Source organism: Clostridium sp. Marseille-P299, from assembly GCF_900078195.1.
In the GTDB taxonomy this organism is placed as follows: domain Bacteria; phylum Bacillota; class Clostridia; order Lachnospirales; family Lachnospiraceae; genus Lachnoclostridium.
This window is the reverse complement of sequence record NZ_FJVE01000007.1, coordinates 631,356-652,251: the sequence shown is the minus strand read 5'-3', so window position 1 is coordinate 652,251 and position 20,896 is coordinate 631,356. Positions and strand designations below refer to the sequence as shown.

Annotated in this window: 20 protein-coding genes; 3 read left to right on the top strand and 17 right to left on the bottom strand. The window is 32.1% G+C overall.

Going from position 1 to position 20,896, the window contains the following annotated elements:
• Positions 1–290: 290 nt before the first annotated feature.
• The 12 genes from BN4220_RS19830 to BN4220_RS10985 form a co-directional block, all read right to left on the bottom strand.
• Positions 291–467, bottom strand: a complete 177-nt coding sequence (locus tag BN4220_RS19830) for a PspC domain-containing protein (RefSeq protein ID WP_082812266.1) — start codon at positions 465–467, stop codon at positions 291–293.
• An 85-nt stretch (positions 468–552) separates the two neighbouring features.
• On the bottom strand, positions 553–1,422 hold the full coding sequence (locus BN4220_RS11035; protein ID WP_066716051.1) for a DUF4097 family beta strand repeat-containing protein: 870 nt from the start codon (positions 1,420–1,422) through the stop codon (positions 553–555).
• Positions 1,419–2,396: a DUF1700 domain-containing protein gene (locus tag BN4220_RS11030; RefSeq protein WP_066716049.1), complete on the bottom strand. Its 978-nt coding sequence runs from the start codon at positions 2,394–2,396 to the stop codon at positions 1,419–1,421. The genes BN4220_RS11035 and BN4220_RS11030 overlap by 4 nt, the downstream gene beginning before the upstream one ends.
• Positions 2,397–2,714 carry a PadR family transcriptional regulator gene (locus BN4220_RS11025; protein ID WP_066720884.1) on the bottom strand — a complete coding sequence of 106 codons (318 nt, stop codon included), beginning with the start codon at positions 2,712–2,714 and terminating at the stop codon, positions 2,397–2,399.
• A gap of 300 nt (positions 2,715–3,014) precedes the next feature.
• On the bottom strand, positions 3,015–3,725 hold the full coding sequence (locus tag BN4220_RS11020) for an ABC transporter ATP-binding protein (protein WP_066716047.1): 711 nt from the start codon (positions 3,723–3,725) through the stop codon (positions 3,015–3,017).
• Positions 3,726–3,737: 12 nt separating this feature from the next.
• Positions 3,738–4,511, bottom strand: a complete 774-nt coding sequence (locus tag BN4220_RS11015) for an ABC transporter ATP-binding protein (protein WP_066716044.1) — start codon at positions 4,509–4,511, stop codon at positions 3,738–3,740.
• Entirely contained in the window at positions 4,504–5,460 is a 957-nt protein-coding gene (locus tag BN4220_RS11010) for a branched-chain amino acid ABC transporter permease (protein ID WP_066716043.1), read from the bottom strand. Before BN4220_RS11010 ends, BN4220_RS11015 begins: the two co-directional genes overlap by 8 nt.
• A gap of 11 nt (positions 5,461–5,471) precedes the next feature.
• Complete coding sequence (locus tag BN4220_RS11005) at positions 5,472–6,338, bottom strand: branched-chain amino acid ABC transporter permease (protein ID WP_066716041.1); 867 nt, start codon at positions 6,336–6,338, stop codon at positions 5,472–5,474.
• Between the two features lie 68 nt (positions 6,339–6,406).
• On the bottom strand, positions 6,407–7,582 hold the full coding sequence (locus tag BN4220_RS11000; RefSeq protein WP_066716039.1) for an ABC transporter substrate-binding protein: 1,176 nt from the start codon (positions 7,580–7,582) through the stop codon (positions 6,407–6,409).
• Positions 7,583–7,979: 397 nt separating this feature from the next.
• Entirely contained in the window at positions 7,980–9,593 is a 1,614-nt protein-coding gene (locus BN4220_RS10995; RefSeq protein WP_066720881.1) for a mannitol dehydrogenase family protein, read from the bottom strand.
• 93 nt (positions 9,594–9,686) lie between these two features.
• Positions 9,687–10,730, bottom strand: coding sequence for a mannonate dehydratase (uxuA, locus tag BN4220_RS10990; protein ID WP_066716037.1), 1,044 nt, complete (start codon positions 10,728–10,730; stop codon positions 9,687–9,689).
• Between the two features lie 54 nt (positions 10,731–10,784).
• Positions 10,785–11,807, bottom strand: coding sequence for a zinc-binding alcohol dehydrogenase family protein (locus BN4220_RS10985; RefSeq protein WP_066716035.1), 1,023 nt, complete (start codon positions 11,805–11,807; stop codon positions 10,785–10,787).
• 413 nt (positions 11,808–12,220) lie between these two features.
• Between BN4220_RS10985 and BN4220_RS10980 the strand changes: the two genes are divergently transcribed.
• Positions 12,221–12,922, top strand: coding sequence for a GntR family transcriptional regulator (locus BN4220_RS10980; RefSeq protein WP_242867785.1), 702 nt, complete (start codon positions 12,221–12,223; stop codon positions 12,920–12,922).
• Positions 12,923–13,060: 138 nt separating this feature from the next.
• On the opposite strand, the gene BN4220_RS10975 is transcribed toward BN4220_RS10980, so the two are convergent.
• The 3 genes from BN4220_RS10975 to BN4220_RS10965 form a co-directional block, all read right to left on the bottom strand.
• Positions 13,061–13,417, bottom strand: a complete 357-nt coding sequence (locus BN4220_RS10975) for an iron chaperone (RefSeq protein WP_066716032.1) — start codon at positions 13,415–13,417, stop codon at positions 13,061–13,063.
• A gap of 46 nt (positions 13,418–13,463) precedes the next feature.
• Entirely contained in the window at positions 13,464–14,354 is an 891-nt protein-coding gene (locus BN4220_RS10970; protein WP_066716030.1) for an aminoglycoside phosphotransferase family protein, read from the bottom strand.
• A 223-nt stretch (positions 14,355–14,577) separates the two neighbouring features.
• Complete coding sequence (locus BN4220_RS10965) at positions 14,578–15,684, bottom strand: SLC13 family permease (RefSeq protein ID WP_066720878.1); 1,107 nt, start codon at positions 15,682–15,684, stop codon at positions 14,578–14,580.
• Positions 15,685–15,944: 260 nt separating this feature from the next.
• On the opposite strand from BN4220_RS10965, the gene BN4220_RS10960 reads away from it, so the two are divergent.
• Together BN4220_RS10960 and BN4220_RS10955 are read left to right on the top strand one after the other, a co-directional pair.
• Complete coding sequence (locus tag BN4220_RS10960; RefSeq protein ID WP_066716028.1) at positions 15,945–16,469, top strand: peptidylprolyl isomerase; 525 nt, start codon at positions 15,945–15,947, stop codon at positions 16,467–16,469.
• A 253-nt stretch (positions 16,470–16,722) separates the two neighbouring features.
• A complete protein-coding gene (locus tag BN4220_RS10955; protein ID WP_066716027.1) occupies positions 16,723–17,895 on the top strand; it encodes an MFS transporter in 1,173 nt (390 codons plus the stop codon).
• Between the two features lie 108 nt (positions 17,896–18,003).
• On the opposite strand, the gene BN4220_RS10950 is transcribed toward BN4220_RS10955, so the two are convergent.
• Positions 18,004–18,930 carry a bifunctional metallophosphatase/5'-nucleotidase gene (locus BN4220_RS10950; RefSeq protein WP_066716026.1) on the bottom strand — a complete coding sequence of 309 codons (927 nt, stop codon included), beginning with the start codon at positions 18,928–18,930 and terminating at the stop codon, positions 18,004–18,006.
• Between the two features lie 302 nt (positions 18,931–19,232).
• On the bottom strand, positions 19,233–20,624 hold the full coding sequence (locus BN4220_RS10945) for an MATE family efflux transporter (RefSeq protein ID WP_347477083.1): 1,392 nt from the start codon (positions 20,622–20,624) through the stop codon (positions 19,233–19,235).
• Positions 20,625–20,896: the final 272 nt, after the last annotated feature.

Here is a 20,896-nt window from a genome sequence, read left to right as displayed (position 1 = left end):
TACTTTATCACAATTTATTTCTAATGTAAATATTGAAGGAATCACCTTTTGCATTAAATTACATAGATTCATCATTATTATGCAAATACTACTTTTTATTATTAATGTATCTATATTTTTTATTTATTCCATAATTTTATTATTACTGTCATAGTACTTATTATAGTGATATCTTTATTAAATAATCACGCTTAAAAGCAATATTAGCTAAATATAACAATATCGGCAACCGCCACCAAGGAAAACTCTTAATTGCGATTGCCGATATTTTATCATTTTTTCATTTTTAATTAGTCTGGCATAACAATTGCTGCAATAATATAAGCAATAACTCCAGCTCCAAAACATCCAAATAAAATCCATAACAAACGTACTACAGTAGGGTCAATATTAATATATTCTGCAATTCCACCACATACCCCACAAATTTTTCTATCGACATGTGATTTAACTAATTTTTTTTGCATAAATATCTTCCTTTCATTCTTTATTCTTTATTCTTTCTTCTTAACACCATCTTCTTTAACACTATTAAAGATGTGTTTACCTATCCTATCTTACGTAAAGTTCAATCTTACCGATCCCACATTCTAATCGAAATTCCCCAACGGAATTATTATTACGAATGGTTTTATCTGTAATACCTTTATAATCCTTATCATTAATTATAACATGACCAATACCACAGTCAACTGAATAATTATAATTTTCTTCATTTCCGTTTATATCAAGAAACACACTACCCACGCCAGTTTCAACCGTACAATCACGCTTTATACTACCAGATATTTTAATCTCACCAACTCCGCCCTCGACGTTTACATCAGTAGCTTCCATGTCGTGTACTGTTAAATTTCCAGCTCCATTTTCAAAACCTACATAATTTATTGCTTTTACCTCATCAACCTCCATCGTGCCCGCACCTACCGAAAATTCAACATTATCGCCGCTTATCTTTTCAGCATACAATGCACCAGCTCCGAGTTGGATTTCTATCTCATTTCCATGAAAATCTTCCGGAATTGTGATGGTAATTTTAGATGATTTAAAATCGTTATATTGAAATCCGAACCAATTTGTAGATACTGGAAGATCAATTCCAAATAGTTTAATACGATTAACATTATCAAAATCTTCTTCAATAACCCAAGTTCCATTACTTACATAACTTTTATAACCATCTTTAGGCATATTTTCGATACTTACATTAAAATTGTCACCAGATACAATCTTAACATCAGCATAAGATAGATCAAAATCAAGAGCGATTACATCTTCTACTGTATCATCCAATTCATACGTATAATCAGAATACGTGTGAACACTGTTTCCTCCAATAGAATACGCTAAAATAACAATTAAAATACCTAATGAAATTGTAATGCAAGCTAGGCCTAAAAACACTTTACTAATTGATTTCACGCGGCAACACCTCCCATTTTAAATGGTGCTTTACATATACCTACAAATCCTCTAACTAATGAAGGTATTATCTTAACACAAACTGTTGTTAAGAGAGCAAACAATAATCCTATTCCAAAAACAAGTAATCCACCACCAAGGAGCAACATTCCAGCAACTGGTACTATAAATATGTTTACAAGGCCTAATATAAATAAAACAACGCCCGATAAGATACAAGCAAAAGCTGCTGCGCCAAAACCTATAACTAGCCCAAATGCTGTTGCACCAAGTCCAATAAAAACTCCAAATAAAGCACATAGGACTGGTAATCCTACTGGTATTGCAAAGATGCAGATAAGAATGATTGCACCTGCACTAAGTCCCTTTTTTCTTGGAGCTTCATAATCTCTGTTTCCTTGATTTTGATAAGAGGATTGTTGATAATTACCTCTAGTATATCCATTATTATACTGATTCGTATTCTGGCTTTGATTATTCCAATTTTGATTGTTCCAGTTCTGGTTATATTGACCTTGATTTTGGTTATTCCAGTTCTGGTTTTGCTGAGTGTTTCCATGGTGAAATTGGTTATTATTATGCTCCCTATTGTCATTGAAATCACTTTCTTGATTTCTTGTATCTTTTTGATCATTTTCTAACAAGACCTTATTATTTTCAATTATGGATGATTTATTTTCGTTTAAATCATCCTTGATATCTTTGGTATCCATGACTTCAAATGGATTTGTTTCATCACCAGAATGATATCCTCTTTCTGTAAATTCCCCACGTTCATTATTCTGCGACATTTCCATCTGAATGCTTTTCGCAACTTTTGCTGGGCTACCTAATTCTGCAATTACCTCTGCTTCTTTGTCTACACCAGCATCTTCAAAATAATCTTCATAATATTGCAACGCTTCCGTCCGTTCTTCTGCCGCAATATCTACTAACAAGGATTCTAATTCTTTCATAAATTCCTGTCGATTCAACTAAACCACCCCCTTAAAAATATTACTTATTTTCTTCGAATAATTTTTCCACTCTTCACAATATAATTGTAGTTGTCGTCTTCCTTGTTCCGTTACTTTATAATATCTTCGATTTCTTCCTGCTATCTCCATGTCATATACTTCTAAACAATCATCTTTTTGTAATCTGCGTAGTACTGGATACAGTGTAGACTCTGAGATATCGATTGCTTCTCTTACATCTTGGGTAATTTTATATCCATAAGTGCCTTCTGGTTCTCTTGATACTGCTGCAAGTACAATTGCATCCAGCAATGCCGAACCTGTATTAAAAACCATGTAATCAACTCCTTCGCATACAATCATTTATATTCATCTCCTACGATAATATATAATATTATTTTGTTAATAATACTATACAGCATATAATATTATGCTGTCAATATGATTAATCTATTTCTAATTATTCTCTAATTTTTTATTATAATACAATATAGCCTTTTAAATAAGAAACTAAAAAAAGAAAGAGTCACACATGATCTAATCAATCATTGTGTAACTCTTCCTATGCAAGTTATCATTAATATTATTTTTTCTATTTTAAAAAATTCGTTAATAAAATTTAATCATGCGCAAGTATTAGCCACCAAGGTAAGCTTTTTTAACCTCAGGTGAATCCATTAATTCCTTACTGCTTCCATGGCCTTTAACGTTACCAACCTCTAAGACATATGTTCGATCTGATATCGACATTGCCATAAAAGCATTTTGTTCTACAATAACTACTGGAATATTCATTGATTTCTTAATTTTAATAATTGTGTCAAACATCTCATCTACGATTAATGGTGATAATCCTAAGGAAGGTTCATCAAACATTACAAGCTTTGGTTCACTCATTAATCCTCTAGCAATAGCTAGCATCTGTTGTTCGCCACCTGACATACAACCAGCGAGCTGATGCTGACGTTCCTTTAATCTTGGGTAAATTTCAAACATTTCCTCAAGTTTTTGGTTCATTTGGGATGAAGAATACTTACGGCTATACGCTCCCATCACTAAGTTATCTTTTACTGTCATTTTAGGAAAAACTTCACGGCCTTCTGGTATGTAAACTAGCTTTTTTCCAACAATAACGTTTGTTTTTAAGCCACTGATCTGTTCTCCGTTAAAAAAGATTTTCCCTTTTGCAGGCTTATTAACTCCCATGATTGTTTTCATTAAAGTAGATTTTCCTGCACCATTTGAACCAATGATGGAAACTATTTCGTTTTCACCCACTTCAAAACAAACATCAAACAAGGCCTGAACTTTTCCGTAATACACATCTATGTTTTCAACTTTTAGCATTCTATCACCTCTTTACTTCTTTTTAAATTGGCTACCAAGATACGCCGCAATAACTTCATCATTATTCTGAATTTCTTTTGGTGTACCTTCTGCTATTTTAGAACCAAAATTAATAACTGTAATATAATTGGAAATGTTCATAACAACATCCATATTATGTTCAATTAAAAATAAGTCAACACCATCGTCAAACACTTTTAATAATATCTTGACAAAATCAACTCTTTCGCTTGGATTTAACCCTGCTGCTGGTTCATCTAAAAATAATAATTTAGGAGATGTCATAATTGAACGGCCAAGCTCTGTTAACTTTTGCTGTCCGTAAGCTAGATTCTTAACTGTTTCATCTCGATATTTATACATGCCTATGTAATCAAGAACTTCCAAAGCTCTTTCTTCTGCTCTTTTTTCTTCTGTCCTAGCTGCTTTTGGATTTACTAAAAATTTCAGTATATTATCTGTCATCTGTGCTTGCATACCAACCATAAGGTTTTCTTTTACTGTCATTGAGCCAAATAACTTAAGATTCTGAAATGTTCTTCCAATATTTTTACTTGCAATTTGATGCAATACCAAACCACTAATTACTTCATCACCAAATTTAATTGTTCCAGAAGTCATTGGAAATGCGCCAGTACACATATTAATCGTAGTACTTTTCCCAGAACCATTTGGACCAATTAAGGAGTGTATGGTTCGCTCTTTCATCGTAAAGGAAAGATTATTTACAGCTGTCAGACCAGCGAATTTTTTTGTTAAATTTTCAACTGTTAATATATTAGCCATTTATCTTCTCTCCTTTCTTTGTTACCTTTTTTTGATTAAAGAAACTAATCACTCCATTTGGTCTAAAAAGAATAATTAGTAACACTATAATACTAAATACGATCCAATACCAATTACCAAGAAAACGAAGCTTTTCTGGTAGTATAGTACATACAATTGCACCTAAAATACCACCTGGTACAGAACCGATTCCCCCTAACATCATCATAACAATAAACGTTGTTGATAAATCAAAGGTAAATACAGAAGGAGTAATAAATTCCATATGTACTGCATATAAAGATCCTGCAACGCATCCATAAATAGCAGCTAAAGTAAATGCCATAATCTTTGGCTTGGCAATATCAATACCACATGCTTGTACTGCTTCGTAATTATCACGAATCGCTTTAAATAATCTTCCCCATTTTGAGTATGTAATTCGATATGCAATAAGAGCCATAATAATAACGAAAATTAAGAACAAGTAATAAACATATAATTTATTTTTTATTACGAAATTTCCAATTGAAAATGATGGGATATTACGAATACCCATAATACCATTTGTGAATTTTGCATTACTTATTAAAATACGAACGATTTCCCCAAATCCAATCGTAGTTAAAGCCAAATAAACCCCTTGAATACGTAAGGATGGAAATCCTAAACCAACTCCGATAACGACTCCCATTATAATAGAAGCAATGATTGTTAACCAAGGAGATATTCCTAATTTTGTTGTTAACAATGCTGTTGTATACGCGCCAACTGCAAATATTCCAGCTGTACCAAGATTCATCTGCCCCGTTAAACCAGTGATAAAGTTTAATCCTAATACCACAATAATGTTGATGAGCGCCATTATAAAAATACCTCTATTATAATTATCTGTTACTAAAAGTGGGACTACGATAGCAACAATAATTGAAATCATTGTAATAGATATTTTTTTCATTTTATCAGTCATCTTACCCCTCCTTAAGCCTTATGTCCAAGAATACCGCTTGGCTTAACCAATAAAAATACAATTAATAAAATAAATGATACTGTATCCTTGTAAATACCAGGTACTACCAAAGTACTTAAAGATTCGAGAACGCCGATTAAAATACCACCAATAATACCACCTGGCAAATAACCGAAGCCACCAACAACACCAGCAGCAAATCCTTTTAATCCGATCATTCCTGTCATATCACCTTTTAGTTGGAAAAGAGGAATAATTAAGATACCAATAATGGCACATATTACAGCGGAGATACCCATAGTAATTGCAGATGATCTATCTACGTCAATACCCATAAAAGCTGCTGCTTTTTTATTTTGTGATACACATCGCATTGCTGTACCAACTTTTGTTTTATTTAAGAATAACTGAAGAATTGCAACTAAGATTGCAGCAACTGCGATAATAATTATGTACGTTTTACTAATAACTAATTCACCAATTTGAATGGTTCCTTGAAGCCAATCCACCATAGGTATTGGATTATTACCCCAGATAATACGAACACCCTCAGTAATAATTCGACCTAACATTATAGTTCCAGTAACTGAAAATACCAACGGCATATTTCTTAACGGTCTCATTAAAAAGTACGAAATAGCAACACCAATAAAGAAAGTTGTAACCAACATTAATATTACCGCTATCGGTGTATCCATATGATTTCTAACAACAAACTGTGCTCCAAATATGTAGGCTCCAAGTAAAATTAATCTTTCATGTGAGAAATTTAATAATCCTGATGCATTCCATATGATTGTATACTCAATACTAACCAATGCATAGATAAAACCCATTGCTAATCCGCCTATGATCAGCTGTAAAATAATTTGCCCCATCGCTTACCTCCTCTTTGTATCCAACAAAAGCTTAGACTTTGTTGGATACAAATATTATTACTTTTTGATTAATATCCACTTTCTTTTAATTTCTCAACTAAAATAAATATACACTTACCATCCTCTTGTTTTTGCGCTTGAATGATTGAAGTTTCATGTACTAAACATCCATTTTCATCTGTAGCTAAAGTTCCAAGTGGCGCAACGAAATCTTTCATCTCATACATCGCATTTTTAATTGTTTCTCTGTCAGCAGTACCACCGTTTTCAATTGCTTGCATTAACATTTTAAATGCACCATAATAACTAGCAGACCAGTCACCAAGAGGCTTAACCCCATAAGCTTTTTGATATTTTTCAACAAATTCTGCAACTTCTTCGGATGGATCTTCTGCAGTGAAATCGGATGCAGCATACTTTCCATCTGTAACTTCTGCTGGAAGAGAATCAAGAACATCCTGTCCACCAAAACCTGAGTTCATAATAACTGGCTTATCAAAACCAAGTTCTGTTGTCTGTCTTGCAACAATAGGACATACATTTGAAGACCATGCAATAAGAGCATCTACATTTTCTTTTTTCATTTGCATGATTTGAGAAGTTAAATCCTGATCCGTAGCATTATGATTCGCTTCTACATATTCAATGTTGTTGTCCTCACAATATTGAACCATAATATCTCTTCCACCTACACCAAACTCGTCGTTAATATATAAAATACCAATTTTCTTTGCACCTAGAGTTTCCGTAACAAATTTTATAGCTGAATTAACTACTACAGTATCGTTACATCTAACCTTGAACATATATTCATTTCCTAGATCTTTTAACTGTGCAGATGTACCACCTGTAAAATAAGGTAACTTATAATCTTGTACTGTATTAGAAACAGCTGTTGCATTTGTTGAAGTATGTGGTCCAAATACTGCAACAATATCTTTATTGGATCCCATTTTATTCATCATATTAATCGCAGTTGTTTGATCACTTTGATCATCTTCAATTACTAACTCAACCTCTTTACCAAGAACACCACCTGCTTCATTTATCTCCTCTGCCGCCAAAGTTATGGCATTCTTCATGTAATCTCCTCTACCAGCCATAGTACCAGTAGCTGAATATATTACCCCAATTTTTATTGAATCATCCGAATTACTAGTAGCATTTGAATTGCCGTTAGAACAACCAACCAATCCTAATGTCATAGCACCAATTAATAAACCCGCAATTACTCTTCTCTTCATAAGTTTTTCTCCTCCTTAAGTAACTTAATCTTAATCTGTACTCTTCTCTTAGGGGAAAACCAATTTTTGAATTATTCATCTTAGTTTCCCTATTTCTTTTCAGATGCTATATTTAATATATTAGTTATTTTATGTACTCTCTTTATTGCACAATGCTTTTTACATTTTATGTAGAATATTATGTTGCATTTTTAACAACTAATATATTAATTTATGTTATTAATATAGCATATTTCACTCCATTTAGTCAATAAGTATATTATACTAATGTGTAAATTGTACAATTTCTCTAAAATATTAGTCAAATTCCTTATAACTTTCACTATCTGAATTTATTTCCAATAAACTTTGATATATCAGTGCTGTAGTTCTTTACATTAACATCGCAAAACATGATTCACTCAGTATATTTTTTTAAAGTATTTCGAACAGCCCCAGGACCCGATACTAATTCAGCAAAATAAGCTTCAACCTTTTCTCCCAAACCTACTTCATATAAGTTAACACCAAATATTTTTTCATTTGACAAAATAGGTTGTAACTTCTCATGGAAATCAATTTTACTTCCTGGTTCAATCCCTTTAAGATAAGGCATAACGTTCTCTAGCATAGGATCTGAGCTTGGAGTAAATTTCTTTCCATTATCATCAATAGCCATTAGATATCTACACCAAGCAGCTAAAGTAAGAGGAATCAATTTCAAATCAGATACATTTAAATGCTCACTCTTTTGATAAGCCTTAATGGTTTCACCAAAACGAATTCCTAGTTTTTGAGATGTATCTGTAGCAATTCTTTGAGGTGTATCTGGAATGAATGGATTTGGGATACGCTGTTTTAACACTTCATCAATAAAATCTTTCGGACGAATAATTCCTGGATCAACCACAACTGGTAAGCCTTCTTGATACCCTATGATTTCAACTAATTTTTTAAGCTCTAAATCCTTCATCTCATCTGCAATCAAAGTATAATCTAATAAGCATCCGAAGATAGCAAGAGCTGTATGTAATGGATTTAAGCAAGTGCATACTTTCATCTTCTCAACCTTATCTACAGTCTCTTTATCCGTAAAAATAACTCCAGATTCATCTAAGTTAGGTCTTCCATTTGGAAAGGCATCTTCAATTACTAAGTATTGTGCTTCTTCTGCATTTACAAATGGAGCAACATATGTATTTTTACTTGTAACAATAGAATCTACATCATTAAATCCAGACTTTTTAAGCATTTCTTTAACGCTATCATCTGGTCTTGGTGTAATTTTATCAATCATACTCCATGGAAAAGCAATTAAGTTAGGGTCATTAATATAAGTTAAAAATCCTTCTTCTACCAATCCTTTTTCCACCCATGCTTTTGCATAAGCTACTACCGCTTCATATAACTTCGTTCCATTGTGAGAACAATTATCCATACTTACTAATGAAAGACCATACTTTCCAGCTTGATATCTTTGATACAGTAAGGCAGCTATTTTTCCAATATAGCTAACAGGCTCTTTCGGACCATTATTAAAATCTGCTGCAACTAGATCAAGAAAACTTCCATTTGAATTGTATAAGTTATACCCCTTTTCTGTAATCGTAAAACTTACCATTTGAAGAGAAGGAGCACTAAAAATATCTTTTAACCTATTCCACTCTTCCTCATTTTCAGGATTCACCGTTAATGATTCTGCAATACTTGCTACCACTGTTTTAGCAATTGTGCCATCCGCTTTTAATGTAACCAAAACACTAAGATTATCATTGGGTTTGTACATTTTCTCAATTATTTCATAGTCAAAGCCCTCTGCGACAATAATTCCTGTGTTAGCCTTACCTGCATTTAAAATATTTTGTTGCACATTTGCAGGAAATGCACGAAAAATATTACCTGCTCCAAAATGAATCCATGTCGGCTTCTCAATCGTAGTTTTCTTCATGGCTTCTACATCAAACTGTGGTAAAGAAAATCCAGCCTCTTCCCATAGTTTTCTGTCTTTCAAAGACTCACTTGTTAACCTCATAATCTGCCACCTTTCTAATAAAATACCTCCAGTATCCATAGAAGAATAATCCTCATATCATACTGGAGGCTTATTTCAGAATATGTCTCACTACTATTTATCTATTTTATCTAATGTCTCCCATATTCCATTAATATACGTCGCTCCTAAAGCTCTGTCATATAATCCATATCCTGGTCTACCTGTTTCACCCCAAATCATTCTTCCGTGGTCCGGTCTAATGTAACCATCAAAACCATTCTTATGCAATGCTCTTACGATAGCAACCATATCTAAGCTACCGCACTCTGAGAAATGTGCAGATTCTTCAAATCCTCCTTCTAACAACTTAACATTGCGAAGATGTACAAAATGTACACGTTTCATCGCAGAATACTTGTCCGCTAATAGTACCATGTCATTTTTACTTGAAGCGCCTAAGGAACCTGTACATAAAGTAAGACCATTATATTCACTATCCACCAAACCAAGCATGCGATCCAGATTTTCTTCTCCCGTTATTATTCTTGGTAAACCAAAGATACTCCATGGTGGATCATCCTCGTGAATTGCCATCTTAACATCTGCTTGTTCAGCAACTGGTATTATTTCTTTTAAGAAATACTCTAAGTTTGACCACAAGTCTTCTTCTGTAATTTTGGCATATTCATCAAATACTTGCTTTAAAGTTTCCTTTGTATAACTAGAATCCCAACCAGGAAGAGTTAATTCTCCAGTAAGTGGATCCATTTTTTCAATTTGCTCTGCATAATACACCAACGCTGTAGAACCATCTGGAAGCTCTTTGTCTAATTGAGTTCTTGTCCAATCAAACACTGGCATAAAGTTATAGCAAATTACTTTAACACCTGCTTCACCAAGTCTTCTAATATTTTCTTTATAATTTTCAATATAACGATCTCTTGTTGGTTTTCCTAACTTAATATCTTCATGAACTGGAACACTTTCAATTACTTCAAATGCTAATCCAGCTTCTTCTACTTGTTTCTTTAATTTTGCAATACTTTCTCTGCTCCACACTTCTCCTACTGGAACATCATATACCGCTGTTACAATTGTGCTCATATTTGGTATTTGACGAATCTTCTGTAAAGTTACAGCATCATCTTCCCCATACCAACGAAATGACATCTTCATTCATTCGTTCTCCTTTACTTCTTTTATTTTATATAATATCTTTTTATTGCATTTTTAATCTTCAAACTGAAGAACTATTTTTAACACATCTTGTGGATGCTCTTTGATCATCGTAAATGCTTCCATTATATCTTTATAATTAAATACTCTTGTTTTTAATAGTTCAGGATTTAATGTACCATCTTCAAACCCAGCAATTACCTCATCAAAACAATCATTATTTAATCTTGAACCAACAATCGTTAGTTCTTTCTTTGTAATGTCTGCCATAGTAATTTCAGAAGGTTGATTTCTTAGTCCAATAACCACTACTCTACCTGCTGGACTTGCTAATTGTACCGATTGTTCAAAGGAAGCTGGAACACATACCGTATCTACAACTACTGGCACACCTTCACCACCTGTAAAACTTGCGATTCTTTCTTCTAAATTTTCTTCAGAAACAAGAACAATCTCATCTGCTCCCATGCTCTTTGCTTTTTCCAAACGCTCTTTTACTAAATCTGTCATCATAACAGTTGCACCATTTCTTTTTGCAACTTGCATTGCACAAATACCAATTGGTCCGCATCCCATTATTAATACCTTATCTCCTTGATGTATTTGCGCTCTATTATTTATCTCCACACCAATCGTATATGGTTCTACAAGACCTAATAAAGTATTATCAAAGTCTGTATGAAATTTATGAAGATTTTTTTCACTTGCAACAACATACTCAGTAAATCCACCGTCTCTATGTACACCAGTTACTTCTAGTGTAGAGCACACATTATGGCGACCAATCTTGCACGCATAACAATGCCCACAACTAACAACTGGATCAACAGCAACCTTATCCCCCACTTTAACACTAGTTACTCCTGTACCAATTTCTGTTACAATCCCACCAAACTCATGTCCAATAATTCTAGGATAAGTAGCTAAAGAATTTGTTCCATTCCATATACCAATATCAGAACCACAAATACCGCCAGAAGTAACTTTAACTATAACATCGTCTGGTTTGGTAATCTTAGGATTCGGAACATCAACAATTTCTACCTTAAAAGGTTCTAAAACTTTAATCGCTTTCATTTGTATTCTCCTTTTCATCTGATATTTTATAGTTTTAAATCCATATGAGCACTCTAATATATTAGTTAATGATAAATTCTTTTATATTTATATATTTATTCTATTGATATTTCAAAAACCTTTTTAATTCAGCGCTCAAATATATTATTATTTTTTATCAACTGATATATTAGTTGTTGATGTTAATTTATCACAACTGTAAATTTTGGTCAATGTACAAAATAGATATCATTTTTTTAAAAATTTATACATATTGCACAAACTTAAAACGGTGTTTTTTTACTATATTTTAATAATATAACAATTTTTCTTATGTTTATTGAATGTAATATTTGATTTATTTTATATAGTATGATATGATAATTTCAGCATCTAACAAATAAATCACTGATATATCAATTAAGAAAGGATTTATGATGGATATAAAACTTCAAAGTAAAAAAGAAAAAGAAAACAATAGAGAATATGCATATCGAATACTTCATAGTAACATTATGACATTACAACTTCCTCCTGGGTCTATTTTAAATGAAGGTGAATTATCTCAGTTACTTTCCGTAAGCAGAACCCCAGTTCATGAAGCGATCATTAAATTACAATCTGAATATCTAGTTAATGTGTACCCACAAAGTGCTTCTAAAGTGTCTTTGATTAATGTTGAATTTCTTAAAGAGGGATTGTTTTTACGTTCCATTATAGAACCTGCCATTATTAAAAAAATAGCTGGTTTAGTAAGTTCACAGGGATTGCTTCCACTACAGGAAAATCTAGAACAGCAATTATTGGCAATTAGCTCAGAAGACCCAATTAATACTTTTTTTAATTTGGATGATGAGTTCCATCACTTAATATACGATTTAGCAAACAAGCAAAATACATGGTATTCTGTAAAAAGCGTATGTTCACATTATGATAGAGCAAGATATATTGACGCAATTTTTAACAAAACGGACCTAAAAGACATTTATAATGAGCACAAAAAAATATATCATTATGTACTTATGGGTATCACTCAAGAAGTAGAGTTTGACCAGTTTTATAAAAATCACTTACACACTTTTGATAAAGGATTTGATAAATTAATTGAACATTATTCTCAATATTTTATTATATAAAAATCATATAATAAAAGGGACACAATCAAGTATCTGTAAAGCATATTCTTATAATACAAAAAGCTATCATAAAATAGATATATTCACTCTATTTTATGATAGCTTTGATAGTTCATCTTATATTTTCACACGGAATCTTTAATCTCTATTCTTATTTACCAGCACATTAAACTTAACAATATCTTGTATTAGCTCTTTATCTAACTCTTCATCATAAGGGATTTGAATCGCGCCCTTTGACGTCTTGTATGGTTTCAACCTTTCTTCAAACTTAACAATGGCTTGTTCTCCTGGATAAATTCCAATATGTTTCTTATTCGCTGCAAAATGTATTACATTTCCATTTAGATAAAAGGTTGGCATCTGCCAACTTATCCTCTCCGACAAATCGGGTTCTGCTTCTAAAATAATATCCCTTAGCTTAAAAAGTTTTGATTGAATATCATCCGAATAGCCGTTGATATATTCTTTAATTAGCTGACTTCCTTCATTCATAATCCTTAACCTCCAATCATTATTTTTAACCTTTATAAATTAAGTATTAATATAGTAACCTTCCTAAACCCTTTTCACATAAATACTTCTCTAAAAATTCTACATTCTCATCAAAATAAGACCTGGCTTGATCATACGCCCAGCAACAGTTCTCAAGACAATCAGCGATTAAATAGAGATATAATCTCTCATTAAATGCCTCTTGTAGTTCCATAACACTTTTGTAACCTTCCATAAATGCGTTCCGTAAATTCAGATTACCTAGTAATGTCTTCCGGTATAGTTGAACCAAATCCAATTCAGTATTCCAATATTTTGATTTTTCAAAGTCAATAATTGCTGATATATTGCCCTCTTTCACCATAACATTTCTCTCATCAAAATCTCTATGACAGTATCCAAATGGTATATCATTCAAGGTAATATATTCTATTTCTTCTGTAAATATTTTATAAGCATCCTTAAAAATTTGTTTTGTACTATCTTGGCAATTCAGATTCATTAAGATATTATTGCAAGAGGATACCTGTTCCATCCATGTTTTTTTATAATCTTTAGGAATATTAGAACGATTATTATGTAGAGCTCCAAGATATTCACCCATCTCTTTATATATTGCAGAAAGATTAGGTGTATTATTCAATTCTTTTATTAATGTCTCACCAAAAACCTTTTCCATAATTAAATAATCATGATTATCTAACCGACCATAGGAAAGAACTTTGGCAGTTGGAATTTTACTTTTCTTAGCGATTTGATAAGCTTCCAGTTCTTTTTGCAATCGATAATCTACATAATATATCTTTATTACCTTCTCAACATTATCCTCAAGAAAACTATAAACAAAATGGCGATTCAAGTCATGATTACCAATTGCAGTAACTTCACTTGAATTTATATTCAATTTTTTAAGGAATTTATAAATATCGATATCCATAATAGCACCTGCACCCGTAAATTAGTATAAATCATTTTAACTGTATATATTTTACTATTTTATTCCATATACTTCAAGTCTATATTTGAAATATCTAATGAAATAGAATGAATAAGCTCATAAAAGATCAAAGAATGTGCAAATCACATTCTCGTTATAATAAAAAAGACCTATAAAATGACTCTACTATTATGTCAATTTATAAGTCTTTTCATTCTAAGCATTAACCGAAAACTATTTGAACAATAAATAAAATTGCAAGAAATCCTATATTAAAAATACTAAATAAAAACATAAATTGCTTTGTTGCCTTTGGATGACATTTTTTTAATTCACTAAAGGTTATTAAACTTGCCAAAGAAGCAATCAAAGTACCGCAGCCACCTATATTTACAGCAACTAAAAGCGTATTATAATCAAATGTAAATTTTGATAGGAGAACCGCTGCAGGAACATTACTAATTACTTGGCAGCATAATACTCCAAATAATAACGGATTTATAGGAAGAACTTTTTCAAAAAACATCTGCACTTGTGGTATTCTTGCCATATTTCCTGAGAAAACAAAAAACGCACAAAAGGTAAGTAAAAGTGGGTAGTTCACTTCTTTTATTGCCTTCTTATCCATAAGTAATAAAACAATGGTAATCAGTACCGCTCCTATTACATAAGGAATCACACGAAAAACAATAAGAATGGAACAAACAAACAACAAACAATATATGATGATTCTTTTATAATCTATTTGATAATTACTTTCTTCTTTTAAAGATAACTTCTCTGATTTCACAAACATGCAACAAATTATAATTAATATTGCAGATACAACAAACGGAAGAAACATAATTCCAAAAAATTCCCCCGTTGGAATTTGAAAATAAGAATACAGGTATAAATTCTGAGGATTTCCAAAAGGTGTTATCATCCCCCCTAAATTTGCAGCCATATTTTGCATGATAAAGGTAAATGCTAAGTACTTTCGATTGTTTGTACTATCAAGTATAAAAAATCCTAAAGGTAAAAAAGAAAGCAATGCCATATCATTTGTAAAAAGCATAGATGCAACAAGCGTAATTAATACTACACCTAGGATTGCATTTCTTGTATTATGTAATCTTAAAACAATTTGTCTTGCTAATATTTCAAAAAAATGGACGTTTTTCAACGCACCAATTACTGCTAATGTACCATATAGACAAGCAAGTGTTCGCATATCAAAATATCCTAGATATTCCTTATCTAGTGGAACAAAAATGCAAGTAATCAAAGCTGCAATCATAGAGATTACAAGAACGGCTTGCGTTTTTATTACATTTTTTAATGTCTTCATTCTAAAAATTTTGCCTCCTTTAAACCCATTCATATACTTCATTTGAATAACCTTAATTATTCTACCATTTTCTAGGCAGAAAACAACAAAATTTTTAGGTAAAGTATCTACATTTTCCTTTTCTTTTGGAATAGGTTTGAAATTCAAATTTCTCTATGCTATAATGTTTTGGATAATTGCTTTCATCGTTGTATAGATACGCATGAAATGTAATACTCTAAGGCTATATAAATAATGAAAGAAATGAAAAGGAGATTATTATGGCAGAAAAAAATCCAATCGTTACTATTGAAATGGAAAATGGTGATAAGATTGTTGCTGAACTTTATCCTGAAGTAGCACCTAATACAGTAAATAACTTTATTTCACTTGTTAAAAAAGGTTTTTATGACGGGTTAATATTCCATAGAGTTATAAATGGTTTTATGATTCAAGGCGGATGCCCAGATTGCAACGGTACTGGTGGCCCTGGCTACTCTATTAAAGGTGAATTCTCACAAAATGGATTTGAAAACAACTTAAAACATACAGAAGGTGTTCTTTCCATGGCACGTGCTATGATGCCTGATTCCGCAGGTTCTCAGTTCTTTATCATGCACAAAAATTCTCCACACTTAGATGGTGCTTATGCTGCATTTGGTAAAGTAACAGAAGGTATGGACGTTGTTGATAAAATCGCTGTTGTATCTACTGACTGGTCTGATCGTCCAACACAAACACAACGTATGAAGAGTGTAACTGTAGATACTTTCGGTGTTGAATATCCAGAACCAGAAACAGTTTAGTTTTAAATTATTTTTATCCATTTAATAATGGATATACCAAAGGATGTTGTATATGCAAACTTCTAACAGTTTGCATAATACAACATCCTTTTTTTAATATTCCTTACTATTCAATAATATTTATTAGTTATAATTTAAATTTAAATTTCTTTAATTTCAATATTAATTGACATGCTCTTACAATTATGATACAACGAAAATATGAAAAAAAATACATACTTATTTAAAAATACAAACTTTCGGAGGCATTCTGATGTTTACACTACTTATTATCATCTATCTATCCTTTATAAGTCTTGGATTACCAGACTCCTTACTTGGTTCCGCTTGGCCTGTAATTCATAAGGATTTATCAGTCTCTTTATCACTCGCTGGTGTTATCTCTATGATTATTTCTTGTGGAACTGTAGTTTCTAGTTTTCTAAGTACAAGAATTATTAAGCGATTCGGTACAGGTGTGACAACTGCAATCAGTGTCGCAATGACAGCAGTTGCATTAATTGGTTTTAGCTTATCAAATTCATTTTTTCTGCTTTGTCTATGGGCAATCCCTTTAGGTCTTGGTGCTGGTTCTGTAGATGCTGCATTAAATAATTTTGTAGCAATGTATTATAAAGCCAAACACATGAATTGGTTACATTGTTTCTGGGGCATTGGTGCAACGTCTGGACCAATCATTATGTCTTTCGCATTAAAAAATAATTCCAATTGGCATACAGGATACCTAACAGTAGGTATCATACAAAGTATCCTAGTTGTTGTTCTTGTTATTTCTTTACCCCTTTGGAAACGCACTGTTTCCATGAATACTAAGACCGACACGAACGATATTTTAGCTATATCATTTAAACAATTAATTAAAATACCTAATGTAAAAGTTGTTCTTCTCTCATTTTTTTGTTATTGTGCACTGGAGGCAACGACTGGTTTGTGGGCAGGTAGCTATGCAGTCTCCATACATAACATTCCTACAAAAACAGCAGCAACATGGACATCTTTATATTATTTAGGAATCACCTTTGGTAGATTCATATCTGGATTCATATCAATGAAATTTGAAAATAAACAATTAGTTCGTATGGGACAACTTTTTATTTTAGCTGGAATTCTATTATACTTTCTCCCACTACCAGTTTGGAAGATACCAATTGGTCTATGCCTCATCGGTTTTGGTTGTGCACCAATATACCCAAGCATGCTTCATGAAACTCCAAAACTATTTGGTTCTAATCTTTCACAAGCTATGATGGGCGTTCAAATGGCATTTGCATATATCGGTACTACTTTTATGCCACCCTTCTTTGGACTAATTGCAGGTAATATCAACATCATTCTATTGCCAGTATATCTACTTATAATTATAGGGATTATGATATTTTGTACAGAATATACGAATATACATAAGCAAGCAAAGAACTTAAAATAATAGAAACAAGTTCTTGCGTTCAATATAAATTTTCCTTGTTTAATGCCTCATTTCATTTAAAAAGGTTGCAAATTCCAAGACTAAATCCTTAGAATTTGCAACCTTTTCTTATTGATAATCCTCGATAAATTTCTCCATCTCAGATTTTTGAATTGTATAAGGATGCATATACCCATCTTGATCTACTACAACCACTCCGATTTCAGTAAAATAATGCAAATTTCGTACGAGAAGCGTTTGATTTCCATTCTCATGAACTAGTCTTAACTTAATTGAACTATGACTGTGGGCATCGATAAACAAATCAATATCTGGTGCCTCTGTTATTACATCCAATGAAGATAGTTCCGATCGATAATCCATCCCAATATGCCCCAAGGCTATAATAATGTCGGCTCCTTCTTTCCTTAACTTCTTGCTTACTTCTTTTGCAGCAATCAATGGATCCGTTAGAGTTAAGGAACCATCACCATATTTTTCAAATCCTGTAATCTCATTTGGTGTAGTAATCCCAAAAATTCCGATTCGAATATTGCCTTTTTCTACTATAATATATCGCTTTGCTGCTGTTTTTTGAGTGGTAGTATAAATTAAGTTTGAAACTACAAGTGGTACCGTTAATTTACTCGTAACATCCAGAAGCCTTTGTCCTCCGTAATCGTAATCATGATTCCCAGTTGTTATAGCGTCATACCCTATTTCATTAATTAATTCCACCATTTTACTACCCAAATCATTTTTAAACATCGGTGTACCAAATATTGTATCACCGGCATCTAGTAATAAAACTTTAGCTCCTACAGATTCAAATATCTTTTTTATTGTTACCAATGACGCTGCGTCTAAGCTTCTTTCTGAATCATTTAATAAAAATCCATGGGTATCATTGGTATGAATAATGACCAATTTGCCCTTAAGATCATCCAAATCAATTTTAAATAAGTTTTCTGCATACACATGATTAGAACTAGTATTTATAACGAAAAATATAATTGCACAAATAAAACTAAGTATGCGCTTTACTCTTTTTATCACACATGCCCCCTTCTATACGGAATCTATTCGTATGAAATTAAAATTATAGTTAGAATCAAACAATCTTTATTAAAAATTTCTCTTCATTTTATTATGGCTTATTTTTCTTCGTTTATGAGTATCGCTATTTTTTTTATATATTATTGTATCTTTTTACATTTTAAAAAAACACACAACATTTTAAGCGAGCGCCCATCCTTAGAGGAGAATTTTTTAATGATAAGACAAAGCATTTATGTTTAATTTCTTCTTATTTTAAAAAAAGGCCATCACATTATATGTGACAGCCTAATCGCTTCGTTCTAAACCGTTGGTATTGCTTTTTTTCTTTTTACATGCTCTTTTGCAAATTTTTCTCCAAAGGCATATTTAATCCATCCGCCTCGTCGAAATCTTGTAAGAAATAGAGTTGCTCGAAAGGCCCAATCAATGGTCATAGCAATCCATACTCCTATAACTCCTATCTTAACAACTTCAACTAAGAAATAACTAAATGCTATTCTCCAAATCCACATAGATATAATTGATACATACATTGTAAACTTTACATCATTTGCTGCACGTAAGGCATTTGGTAAAGTAAAGGAAGATGGCCAAATTATCATACAAAAGATACTATGGTATAACATCAATTGCTTTGCTATTACAGCAGTGCTATCGCTTAATTGATACAAACTTACAATTGGATTTAGTAATAGAATTACACAAAAATTTAATGCAATTAAAAATAGATATGCGTATCTTAATAATTTCCAAGTATACTTTTTTGTCTGTTCTAAATCATTTGCTCCAACGCATTGACCCACAACAGTTATCATTGCTAGCCCCAATGCACTTCCAGGAATTACTTCTAAACTACTAACGGTATTCGCAACCGCATTCGCAGTAACTGCAGCGGTACCAAGACCTGCAATCATACTGGCCACAATAATTTTTCCAAATTGAAAGATACTATTTTCAAGTCCATTTGGAATACCAATTCGAAGTATTCTCTTAACCATCTGGGAATTGAATTTAAAACTGAATTTCTTACTAATATGTATATCATACGTTTGATTGCGCAATTTTAATAGTATATAAGTTGCGCCAATGATTCTAGCAATTAAAGTTGCAATTGCCGATCCCTCGACCCCAAAATGCATCACAAATAGTAAAAACGCATTTCCTGCAATGTTAATAAGATTCATACATAAGGAAACATTCATTGAAATCTTAGAATTATTCATCGCTCGAAATAATGCTGCTCCCGCATTGTACACTGCAATGAAAGGATAGGATAACGCTATTATGTAAAAATATTTTCTCGCATTTGACATAACATCAGCATCAAGTTTTCGGTAAATAAGATAAAGGATTTGCTTATTTAATAGAATTGCAGTTAACATAATTCCAATCGCAACAGTGGCAACTGCTAAAATAAGTTGATTTGCTGCTTCACTTGCTTTATCTTTTTCTTTGTGACCTAAATATTGAGCAGCAACAACTGCGCCACCTGTTGCTAATGCTGAGAATAATCCTATTAAAAGAACATTAATCGAATCCACGAGAGATACTCCTGATACAGCAGCTTCTCCTCTGATTGATACCATAATTGTATCCGTCATACCAACCGTTACTGCAAGTATTTGCTCAACAATTAATGGTATAATTAATTTTTGTAAATCTTTCTTAGAAAACATTTGATTGGAAGACACTTCCACACACCTCTTTTTCTTAAACGTAAGCAGCCTGAGAATAATTATGCTCCGATTATTTTGAAAAATCAAGGTGTTTTATTAATTTGTTTTATTAAAATAGTATCTTTGTAGGCCTCAAAACTTTTAAATTTGCATCAGATAAGAATAATTGCTATAATAACATTCAAAAAGTAAAAAACTATGCTTAGGTTTTAAAAATTTCGTAATTCAAATATCATGTTATATAAATGAGACTACTTATTCTGTACATGTATTAATCTGATAAATAA